Here is a 12095-nt window from a genome sequence, read left to right on the forward strand (position 1 = left end):
TCCCCTCAACGGGTTATCGATCCTTCGATCGAACGAGCTCAAACTCGGAGGCAAACCCATGCGATCGTCTCTCCTCCCGACCCTGTTCGTCCTCCCAACCCTCTGCCACGCCCAGATCCCAGCCTTCCCCGGAGCAGAAGGCTTCGGTGCCTACGCCACCGGTGGCCGAGGTGGCGACGTGTATTACGTCACCACTCTCAATAACAATGGCGCCGGCTCGCTTCGCGAAGCACTGAACACCGCACCAGCTTCCGGACGCACCATCCTCTTTGCCGTCAGCGGCTACATTCCCGTCGTTTCCGACACCAACTTCCAGGTCCCTTCCAATGTCACCATCGCCGGCCAGAGCGCCCCCGGAGATGGAGTAGGGCTCAAAGGCGGACGGATGCTCATCAATGGCAGCAACGTCATCATGCGGCATTTCCGGATTCGCCACGGGAAATACGGAACCGGTGGAGATTGCTTGAACATCGCCAGCAGTGCGTCATCAACGATGCTCGATCATATTTCACTGATGTTCAGCACTGACGAGAACTTCTCGTTCTTCAATAGCTCGGTGAACAACTTTACCATGCAGTATTCGAACTCCACTTGGGGCATGGAGCGGCACAATGCCGGCGGCTTATGGGATCTGCAAAATGGCAGCTGTCACCATTCCCTCTGGGCCCACCATCGCACCCGCAACCCCAAAGCCCGACCCGGTGGAGTGCTTGAGTGGATCAACAACGTCACATTCCACTGGCGCAACGAAGGCTTCATCATGGGCGATTCCGAAACGCCCGCCAATTGGAAGGCCAACGTCCAAGGTTGCTACTACATCTCCATCGACGATGCCGACGATGGATCGACCCTCAAAAACACGGCCTTTACGAAAGCCACCGTGGCATCAAATGGCATCCCGAATTTCAGCCTCCATCTCGACGACACCCTCTTTGATAACAACGACAACGGGATCCTTGATGGAACCGATCGTGGTTATGGAATTGTCTCCGGCTCCGAGTTCGCACCGGGAGATGCTGTTGGCTCCAATCGCTACTACGCCTCTGACACGCCGTTCTCCGGCGCTTCAGGAAGTGCAGCCATCGCGGTGGACGACGCCCTGACCGGCTACAAGAAAGTCCTATCATCAGCGGCTCCACTCCGCCTCGATGCCAACTACGACGCCCCCCTTCGCGACGAGCTCGATCACCTCCTCAAGGATTCCCTAGTTCACCAGTACAGCATTCTCGTTCAAAAAGACGGCCTCACCACCGGAGAAGATCCCACCCGCACCAGCAATGGTGAACAACTTCTCGCCGACCAATTTGGCATCACCAACAACGGCTTCGGAACTCTCAATGGCACCAGCCCTCCCAGCGATGCCGACCTAGACGGCATGCCTGATTTTTGGGAAGTGGCCCTCAATGGTAAAGGCTCCATCACCTACAACGCCGCCGGTGACGATCACAATACCGTGTTCACCGCAGCCCAGCTGCCCAACACCTTTTTCCCTACTGGAACCCCAGTAGGATACACCTATCTTGAGGAATACCTTCATTTCCTGGCCATCCCTCATGCATCGGTGGCGAAAAACACCACAGCCGCGCCGTCCTCTCAAACCGTCGACCTCGCCAAATACACGGACGGCTTCACGGCATCTCCGGTCTATACGCTCACTCAAATCCGCAATGGCGAAGTCGAGCAATTCGCCTCAGACGGCCTCACCCCTCAGGAAAACGGGCCCATCGCCCGCTTCACGCCGACCACCGACTTCATCGGGCGCGCTGGCTTCGATTTCACTGTCACCGACGCCGAAGGCAGCCAATGGACGCAATCGTTTGCACTCCTCGTCTCCAGCAGTGCTGCGCCCCGTGACATCGTGTGGACGGCTCAAACGGGCAACCAATGGGACAACACCTCGACCAATTGGACCACCAGCAGCGGAAGCTCCACCCAATTCAATGATGGAGATTCTCCGCTTTTTGACGATCGTGCCTCCACCACCCTTGTCACTCTTGCCGGAAGCCGCCTCGCGACCTCTGTCACCGTTACCGGCAGCAAGAACTACCAATTGTCAGGCGATGCTTTGGCCGTCACTTCGACTTTCACGAAGGCCTCTGACACCACCCTCACCCTCAACACGCCTGTCTCCGCTGCGACCGGAACGTATCTGAACGGAGGAACGACCCAGATCAACACAGGAGCCAACCTCTCGGGAGGACCGATCCGCTTCACGGGAGGGAGCACCTTGATTGACAACACCGGAAGCAATTACCTCACCCTCACCCCGGACATCGTCGTCAACACAGGGGCAGTCGGAAACCTCCAGCTGTCACCGCGCATCACCCTCACAGGTTCCCTCTCCGGGGGAGGAACCTTCAACATTCACTCCCCATCCACCCTCGGCACAGAAGGCCGAGCTTATCTCGATGGGGCATCGGCGGGTTGCACCGGGACGGTCCACATCACCGGAGGGGCGACCGCACCGGGCAATGGGGGCCGAATCGCGCTCCGAGCACTCAGCGGAGACTTCAATGGCTTTCCCAGTGCTCGAGTTCATCTCTCCGGAATCGATCTTTACACCCAAAATTATTCAGGGGGGAACACCTACGAGTTCGGCCAACTTACCACCGACTCCTCATCTCGCCTTCAAGGTGCCTACAATGCCAGCGGAACGACCACACTTTCCGTTGGCCATCTCGGTTCCGATTCAGAAATCGCGGGAATCATCCAAGATGGAGCGGCCAGCACGACCGCCCTCAGCAAATATGGGACCGGGACGCTGACCCTCTCGGGAACCAACACCTACACCGGAACCACCGCAATTTACGGAGGAGAACTCCGCGTCCTCGGCTCGCTTGCTGCCACTCAAAACTACCTGGGGAGTGGGGCCACCCTCAGCGGAAATGGCACCGTCGCCAGCCTCCTCACCGTCCAACCTTCCGCTATCCTCTCACCAGGGAATCTTCCCGGAGAGCCCGGCACTCTCACCACCACCGGTGGAATCTTCCTCAATCCCTGCGAGCTGATCTTTGACCTCTCTTCTAACCCCTCCTCGGGGAATGACGAGATGGTAAATACCTCCGGCACTCTCACTTTCAATAGCACGGGTAGCAACCTCGGGCCCCAATTTGACTTTCACCTCATCGACGGCTTCCTCTCGGCGGGAACCTACACCTTGATCCGCGGAGGCGACTCAACTTCGGCACCAGGCAGTCCGGTATTCACTCACAATCTGCCCGGCAACACTCGCCAAAGTTTCTCCCTCCAACGCTCGGGAGGAGGCTCCAGTGATACCTACGTCCGACTCGTCGTCACGGGAACATCATCCGACCTCACGTGGACCGGCACCACCAGCACTTGGGACATCGGGACCACCACACCCTGGACGGGCGGCGCCCATGCGGACCAACACTTTTACAACCTCGATCGAGTTCATTTCACCGACTCAGGCCTCAGCCGGCTCGTCACCCTCAGCGGGAATTTAGAGCCTCAGTCCGTCGAGGTCTCCTCCACCACGGGAGACTACACATTCACCGGAAGCGGCTCGCTCGCTGGCACCGCTTTCTTGCTGAAATCGGGAGCAGGCAATTTGACCCTCTCCAATACCACCGCTCATTCGCATTCCGGGGGGACCCGCATCACAGAAGGTCGCCTCATCCTTGGAAATGCCACCGCCGGCTTGGGCAGCGGTCCGATTGAATTGTCCGGCGGCACCCTTGAGCTCCCTTCCACTGCCACCTTCCTCGATTCGCCGATTTTGGTCACTCAGAACTCCGCCATCGCCTCGTCTTACAGTGGCAGCAGTACTCTCATCAACAGCGATACCTCCACCCTTACTTCGATGGGATTCCCCACTCTCGACCTTTCGGAAGTCGTCGGAATTCTCAGCTTGAGAGGCCCCATGGACACCTTTTCAGGCACACTGCAATGGGGCGCCGGTTCCGGCATGCTGCGCCTGAATGCAGGAACCACTGCTGCAACTGACATCAATCACGGAAGCTCTCATACTCACTTCGCTCTCGGGACTGCCAGCGGACGCTTGGCCAACCGAAACGGCGATCTCACCGCCGAGATCGGAGCCCTCTCCGGTGGCTCCACCACCGTGCTGCAAGGACGCCAATCCGGCTCTGGAGCCACCGCAACGACCTACCGCATCGGGGCACTCAACCTTGATACCTGCTTCGATGGCTCCATCACAGAAGCGGGCGACCTTGCAGGACTCCATCTGGTGAAGGTCGGTTCCGCTCGGTTCTGCCTCGGAGGCATCTCGGATTTCGAAGGCTCCATTCAAGTCGAAGAGGGAACCCTGGCCACCCCTGGTTCGGTGAGGATTCACGGGCCCACCGACGTCGCCAATGATGCCACGCTCGACCTGGATGGGGGGACCTTCGCCACCACGGGCCTCCATGTGGCAAGCTCCGGAACTCTCGTCGGCCCTGGAAACCTCGAAGGGGAACTCACCAACGACGGATTGCTCACCTGCACTTCCGGGACACTCTCGGTGAGCGGGAGCATCATCAACAATGGCATCGCCCGGCTTACTTCAGGGGCGGTCCTCGCCACTGGCGGAGAGTTCCTTAACAATGGGATTCTCGATCTGCTCACGGCCGATGGCGGACTCCCCGCCAACCTCGTCAACCAAGGCACCGTGATCGATTCGAGTGGTCTTCGCCTGACCCGATTTGGAATCTCCGGCAACGACTTCTTCCTCACTCTTCCGACCTACGAAGGTCATCGTTATCAGCTAGCTTGGTCCTCCGATCTCAGCGCAGATTCATGGAACCTGCTTGACTCCCCGATTGAGGGCGACGGATCGGAAAAAACCTTCACCCACACGGGTGCCACCAGCCTCGGAGCGAGATTCTATCATCTGGTGATCACGCCTTGAGAAGGATCCCTCAAACGACGGGTGCTCGTTTGCCAGCAATTCGGCAGCCTCACCGATTCATCAGTCGCTTCGTCTCGCGAACGAAAATCCTCGCCACCAGCCAATCATACCAGAGATCGTTCACATCTTCGATCTCCACAGGCCGAATCACGTTGGCATCCAACATCTCAGCTGCCGATGTCAACAGCTCCTCGGATTCCCTCAATTCACCCTTTTGAAAGTGGACCATCGCCAGCAAACAGGCGAGATCCACCTGTCGTGGCAAATGACTCCCCGCAATCGGCACGGCCCGCTCAATCCAAGTTTCTGCAGCCTCAAGATTTCCCTGCCGATACCGCATCAGTCCAAGGGACATGCAGGCCCAGGAGGTTCTGAAATCGTTAAGATCAAGATCCGGATGCCCTTCCCTTAGGCACTTCTCCAGAAATGCGGCCATCGGCTCCAATTTCGCCAGAGTCTCTCGATCCGTCGCCGACAAGAGGCATGCCTTAAAAACCTGTTCGACGACCACCGGACTTGAAGTCCCCGAGAATCGCTCGATCGCCAACTCCCGCACCACCGAATACCGTTCCAAATCCTCCGCCCAACAAAGCAGAGCCGCCGCAGGAATCACAATCACGGAGACTTCATACGAATCGGCCGTGTCGATGGATGGCAGCACCAGAGCTAGGTTCGCGAAGTAGTCGGTCGCCTCCTCCCAGCGACCCGCCAAAATGTGCCAGTCCCCCAACTTCAAGTAGGCCTCCGCAGCTTCCAAGGATGCCGGAGCCTCACCGAAGGGAACCGTCTGCAAAAGTTGATCTGCCGCATCGAAGTTCCCGTGACTGACCATGACCGCCGCGTGGGAAATTCTTTCGCGATACTCGGCACGTTGCCGCAGGGTCGCTTCATTCGCCCGGGCCAACTCCGTCTCGTGCTGCAAACGGGCCTGTTCTTGTCGGGCTTCCTTTTCCCGATAGAAAAGTACTGTCGAAACGCCAAGGCCCACCACCAGGGTCGCCCCGACCATACTCCCTGCCAGAAAGCTCCCTCGGTGACGTTGCACCCATTTCGCAAACCGGTAAAATGGATCCGGCGGTCCCGCACTCACCACCTCGTGATCCAGGTGGCGCCGGATATCCAGGCCCAGACCGTAGGCCGATTCATATCGCCTCTCCGGTTCCCGAGCCATCGCCTTGAGGACGATCCAATCAAGATCCCCCTTGAGACGTTGCTTCAACTTCCCCGCAGCCAATCCTCGACTTCGACTGATTTCCTCATCCTGATCATCGGACAACTCAGCCAGCCACTCTGAGGGAGCTTTCACTTCTTCCTCACTCTTGAGCCGCCGCATTTCCTCGACGCTCCCCACCCCCAGCATCCCAACCCCCATCACTGCCTGACCCGTCAACAACTCGGCCAAAACAGCGCCAAGACTGTAGATGTCGCTGCGGGTATCCACATCCCTCCCCCCCACCGCCACCTCCGGACTCATGTAGGCAGGCGTCCCAACCCAACCTTCATCTTGTGTGACATGGAGAAAATCCTCGGAGGCAGGGTCCGTCGCCTTCGCAATGCCAAAGTCGATCACTTTGGGCACCGGCCTTCCATCCTGAAGGTGAACGAGAAGATTCGAGGGTTTGATGTCGCGGTGAATGATCCCTTTTTGGTGAGCGTGCTGAATCGCTTGGCAAACCTGCATGAAGATCTCCAGGCGTTGGGGAACCCCCAGTTTCCGCGCATCACAAAAATCCGTGACCCTTTCCCCATCCACCAACTCCATCACGAAGAACAACCGCCCTGAGGACGTCGACCCCGCATCGAGCACCCGAGCGATATTGGGATGATCCATACGCGCCAACGCCTGTCGCTCCGCCTCAAAGCGGGCAATCACTCGATCCGTATCCATCCCCGGGCGAATGATCTTCAATGCCACCTTGCGCCGAACCGGCTTAACTTGCTCCGCCAGATACACGACACCATGTCCCCCCTCGCCCAGTCGGTCGATCAGACGGTAGTGACCCATGCGAGTGTCCAGTTCATCGCGATCACCCGGATTCGCGGAATCGTGATCGCTGGATTCAAAATACCGGCTCGCGTCTCGATCGAGTGCGAACAAGGCCTCGATGCGCTGCCGTAAAGCAGCATCCCCCTGGCAAGCTCCCTCCAACAAGGCTTCCCGCTCCCGCTCGCTCTCCAATCCTGAAGCAGCCAAATACAGAGCCTTTTCGTAGAGAGGATTCACAGGAATCTAAAGTTCGTCGCAGATCAGCTGATAGAGTCGATTTCGCGCATACGCCCACTTGCGCTCGATGGTCCGCTCGGTGACGTTTTCCATCGCGGCGATCTCCTTGTTGGTCAGACCACCGAAAAACTTGAGTGTCACCACTCGAGCGCTGTCTGGATCTTCCTTCTCCAGAACGGTGAGGGCCGCATCCACCTCGAGGATTCGATCTTCAGCGCCGGTATCCGCGACCTCCAAACCCTCCAGCGAAACACAATGCGCATTTTCGCCCCGTTTCAACGTTGCTTTCCCACGAGCCCGATTGACCAGAATATGCCTCATCGCCAAAGCCGCGGCCCGGAAGAAGTGGGTCCGATCGTTCCATTTGCGATCCGAATGGTGAGTCAACCGCAACCACGCCTCATGCACCAAGGCGGTCGCTTGCAGCGTCTGCCCAGGTGCTTGCCCCGCCAGTCGCTGGGCAGCCAGCGTCCGCAGTTCGTCATAGACCAATGGCAGCAGCTCTTCGGAAACCTGCAACCGGTCTCCGCTGGCTTTTTCAAGGATCCGCTCGATCTCACTCATCTTCGCTCACCTCTTGCAGGGGGATTCCCCACAGAGGACCCCTCCACGAAAGACAGGATCCCACGCATGTCCAGACCCCAGGAAGGCCTGCCTCAGCGAAAATCAACTCATCCCCCCTTTCATTCGAACCATTTCCCGCACAATCATCGCTCACGAAGAGGCCGCTCAGCCCTGTATTTTCGACATAATCGACTCCTAATAGGCACTTTTCGCAGAATTCCTCATGACCTCGATTGGTGTTTTCGCACCCTCGGAGTATTTTGTAGGGAATCCTTTCCTCTTTCCTGGGCCCCAGACCCAATCCTGAAGGACAGAGGTGCCTCAACCCACTATGAAACCCACCCTCCTACTCGCAGGCGGTCTGTCCACGCTCGCTTGCGGCGACATCACTTACACGCTGCAGTTTGACCCCAATTCATCCGCCGAAGCCCAACAGGTCGCCAACTCCGTGGCCGTCGCTTCCGCTTTTTACAACCAATATGGATCCTTCAACAAACATTGGAGCGTCTACTCCAATTCCGGAATCCCGACTGCCGAAGCGAACTACGATGGTTACATGGGATTCGGTGGAATTCGCAACGAACGTGTCGTCTTTCACGAAGCCGGACATACCTTCGGGATGGGCACGCATGGCAACTACTACGGACTCATTGCCGGCGGCGTCTGGCGCGGCTATTGGGGGAACCAGGCCCAGTTCAATACCTACTTGGCCAATGGTGACGGTGGCTACGCTGACGGTCTCCACGGCGACAACCATGCGATCTGGCCGGGAGGATTCAACTATGATGCCGAAGACGGATTCCTTCGCCGTATTTGGCAAACCCGCATCATGTCTGGAATTCGTGCCGACATGGGAATTCTCTCAATCACTCAAGAAGCTCGCAACGAATTTGCAGCAGTCGGCGGTACCGTCGAATTCCGCATCACCTCGCCGCGTGCCAGCAGTTTCCAATGGTTTCGCAACGGTGTGCCCCTCACCAATGATACCCGAATTGCAGGTGCCCAATCATCCCTGCTACGATTGAGTTCGGTTTCCTTGGACGATGCAGGCGTCTATTTCTGCGCCGCCACCGGAGCTGGTGAAACTCTCAACAGCCGCACCCGACAACTTTGGGTCCGCCCCCAAGGGCTGGACGCGTATTATGCCCTCGACGGCAATACTCAGGATTCCGCCCAGGCTTTCCACGCCACGGCATCCGGGTCTCCCACCTACACCGCCGGCCACCTTGGCCAAGCCATGAATCTGGATGGCAGCGACGATTTTATCGAACTTCCCGCAACTGCGGTGGCCAGCCGTGACTTTACCCTCGCCACCTGGGTCCGCTGGGACGGCGGCGGCAATTGGCAACGCATCTTCGATTTCGGTAACGATACCCTGCAATACCTCGCACTCACACCGAAGTCCGGCTCCAACGACATGCGCCTGATTTTCAAGGACGCCATCAACGGACTCAATCAGGAATATGTCGTCACGACCACCGTGCTTCCCACCGGACAGTGGACTCATGTCGCTGCCGTCAAAAAGGGCAGCACTCTTTCCCTCTACATCAACGGCAAACCGGTGGCCTCCCGCAACGACGTCAACGGTTCCTTGGTCGACTTCGCTCCCACCCACAACTACCTCGGAAAAAGCCAGTATGCGGATCCGTTGTTTGACGGCCGGATCGATGACTTCCGCATCTACAATCAAGCGCTCGATGGTTCGGAAATCTGGACATTGGGGACCTCCGGCAGCAATTCGGCACCGGCACTATCCCCTCAGGAAATGACGCTTCCGGCAGCCACCTTTCAAGCATCCTATCTCTCCAACGCGGTCACCGAGGCCGCCGCCAACAGCGAGGATTCCAACCTTACCTTCACCAAAATTTCTGGTCCCGCTTGGGCCACCGTGAACGGTCGAGGACGCATTTCGGGAACCCCCAACTCAGCGCCAGGTTATGCCGACCCTTTGGTCATTCGTGTCGCGAACTCCTCGGGCGCGACCTCCGACGCCCTCGTCCATATCCCCGTGGTCGGCACCGTCGGCTACTGGAACTTTGAAGAAGGATCCGCCGATGCCAGCGTCCCCTATGCTCCAGCCAATGCCAACCAGTTCGATGGAAGCCTCACCGACCTCTCCGGGAATGGCAATGGCTTCTCCACCTGGAATCGCGATTGGCATGCCTACCGATCTCAAGTCCCGGGCAACGTGACGCCACAAACCGGGGAATCCAATGAGCTCAGTCTACAAAACCTGAACGACTTCCCCGCCATCTCGGCCATGGGCACATCCCTCACCTCCTGGGCACCCGAGACCTGGACCATCGAAGCTGCCATCCGCCCAAACGACGCGACTCAAGGTTACCAAACTTTCATCGGCCGCGATAGCCAGGGCGCCTCCGGAACCGACTACGGCTTGGCATCTTTCTACTTTGCCATCAATCCTGAAGGCGCCCTCCGAGTGGTGTTTGCCGACCGTGCCCGCAACGCATGGGCTTTGAATTCCTCCCCGGGGCTCGTTCAAGACGGTCAGTGGCACGCCGTAGCCGCGACCAGCGATGGCAAAACCCTATCGATCTTCCTTAAAAACCTCACCGCTGGAGATGCCGAATACACCCGTGTCGGCCAACTCGACATTTCCGCCAGTACCGACCCAGCCTTGACTGCTGGTGTCGGAGACGGTGGCGATTGGGATGCTGGAGTCTTCACACTGGCCCGAGGTCTCTTCAACGGAGGCCACACGGACCGCTTCCTTGGTTTCATCGATGATGTGCGCTTTACGGAAGGTGTCCTTGAAACTTCCGCCTTTCTCTACTCGGCTCCTCCCCAGTCTCCCGCAGAACTTTGGCGACAAACGGCATTCGGGATCAGCACCAATACCGGCGACGCAGCAGACGAAGCCGATCCCGATCTCGATGGAATTCCCAATCTTCTGGAGCGTGCCTTGGGAGGTGATCCTCACCATGCCGACCTGGAGATTCTTCCCTTCATCGACCTCGCTCCCTCCGCAATCAGCTTGGTTTTCCAGAAATCCCTCGCAGCCACCGACGTCACCATCACCGTCCTGGAATCCGAGGACCTCGCGGGCGATTGGGTTCCCGCCACGGGAACTGAAACCGTGCTGAGCGACGATGGTGAAGTCCATTCCATCCGCTTCACGCCTTCCTCCCAAGACTCCCCACGGCGTTTCCTTCGGTTGGAGGTTTCCGCTCTCTGAAGCCCCCCCCGAATCTCTCCTTGGACCGCAGAGCCCGCAGATTTTCAACATGGCTCGCGGTCCACAGGAGGCATTCCTGTCAACGGGAGGCAGCCCGGCGATTCCTGTCATTGCCTCATAGAAGACCCTCCATTCCCATTCTTCCATGGCTCTTCGCGAGGCGTCGTGAGTCTTTCGAGATCCGGATCGGGAGCTTTTTCTCCCGGGGCCAAGCCACTCGGCTCAGGGGGTGGGCCGTAGCGATGACGGTGCTGGCGCAGCGCGGGGATCAGAATCTTCTTTTCCTTCCCCTCGCTCGGCCCGCCGTGAAGCTTGCAGGTGATGTTATAGATCAGGGGGAAATCGCGCTGCGGAACCTTCCAGTGGGAATGATAGGCCTCCAAGGCCACTTTCATCACTTCCAGACGTTCACAGTCGATGGGATCATGCACCCAGAAAAATCCTTCCTTGAGCGCCACCTCCACTTCTTCCCGATCCAACACCTCATAGTCACCGATCTTCTCCCACGCCCGGAGGCAGCCCTTCACTCCACAAAATTCCCCTCCATCGGCGATACTGAAGATCAAATTCCCGCCGTAACCTGACCAGAACGCCGGAAGCCCCCCGATCTGCTGACTGAAACGCAGTTGCTGGCCATATTCGGCAATCACATCTTTCTTGAGAACCGGATGGTATCGCGTGACCCGCGGACGAGCTTCCTTCACTTCAAAGCCTCCCGGCCAGTCACCGCCGCGGTAGAGCTGGCTTTCATCGATCCCGAGCCGATTCATCCACTCCCGGCACATCCTCACGCACTCCTCCCGGCTCGCCAGCGGCTTGACGACCGCCATCTGGTGTTCGTCCCTATCGAATTTTCGAAATGGAGCATACCCGAAGAAGAGATAGCGCTTCCGGGCCACGCCCCCGGCCCCGAGCCAAGGCGGTTCGGTGGTGTGGTAGTCCACGGCGCCGTCCTCTTCCGGACCCGGATCATACTTCGGATTGAGCACCATCCCGCGCTTCTTGGCTTCCTCGATGACAAGGGTGAGGTCCAGCGGCTTCTCCACCACCCTGCAGACCGGTGCCGGCTTGTGAAACCACTCGCAATCGGTGCTCCACACCAACTCCTCGAACCGGAGGTATCCCGGATCGCGCGATCCCAATTCGTGCCGGGGCACCAGACTGATCGGAATCTCCGCTGCCAAAAGCGCGAATCCAAGCAGTGGGAACACAAGAACCAGCGTTCGGAATGCGTTCATGGG

At 58.3% G+C, this 12095-nt stretch carries 5 protein-coding genes; 2 read left to right on the forward strand and 3 right to left on the reverse strand.

Going from position 1 to position 12095, the window contains the following annotated elements:
* Positions 1 to 58: 58 nt before the first annotated feature.
* The gene (locus HNR46_RS03870; RefSeq protein WP_184015988.1) at positions 59 to 4870 is read left to right on the forward strand and encodes an autotransporter-associated beta strand repeat-containing protein; all 4812 of its coding nucleotides are present in this window, start codon (positions 59 to 61) and stop codon (positions 4868 to 4870) included.
* 49 nt (positions 4871 to 4919) lie between these two features.
* On the opposite strand, the gene HNR46_RS03875 is transcribed toward HNR46_RS03870, so the two are convergent.
* Together HNR46_RS03875 and HNR46_RS03880 are read right to left on the reverse strand one after the other, a co-directional pair.
* A complete protein-coding gene (locus HNR46_RS03875) occupies positions 4920 to 7094 on the reverse strand; it encodes a protein kinase domain-containing protein (protein ID WP_184015990.1) in 2175 nt (724 codons plus the stop codon).
* 6 nt (positions 7095 to 7100) lie between these two features.
* Positions 7101 to 7658 (reverse strand): ECF-type sigma factor, encoded by a 558-nt coding sequence (locus HNR46_RS03880; RefSeq protein WP_184015992.1) that lies wholly within the window; start codon positions 7656 to 7658, stop codon positions 7101 to 7103.
* Between the two features lie 331 nt (positions 7659 to 7989).
* Here HNR46_RS03880 and HNR46_RS03885 point away from each other — a divergent pair, with 331 nt between their 5' ends.
* Entirely contained in the window at positions 7990 to 10854 is a 2865-nt protein-coding gene (locus HNR46_RS03885; protein WP_184015994.1) for a LamG-like jellyroll fold domain-containing protein, read from the forward strand.
* Between the two features lie 107 nt (positions 10855 to 10961).
* On the opposite strand, the gene HNR46_RS03890 is transcribed toward HNR46_RS03885, so the two are convergent.
* The gene (locus tag HNR46_RS03890) at positions 10962 to 12092 is read right to left on the reverse strand and encodes a hypothetical protein (RefSeq protein WP_184015997.1); all 1131 of its coding nucleotides are present in this window, start codon (positions 12090 to 12092) and stop codon (positions 10962 to 10964) included.
* Between the last annotated feature and the right edge of the window lie 3 nt (positions 12093 to 12095).

The sequence above is a fragment of the Haloferula luteola genome (assembly GCF_014201715.1).
GTDB classification, from domain to species: domain Bacteria; phylum Verrucomicrobiota; class Verrucomicrobiia; order Verrucomicrobiales; family Akkermansiaceae; genus Haloferula; species Haloferula luteola.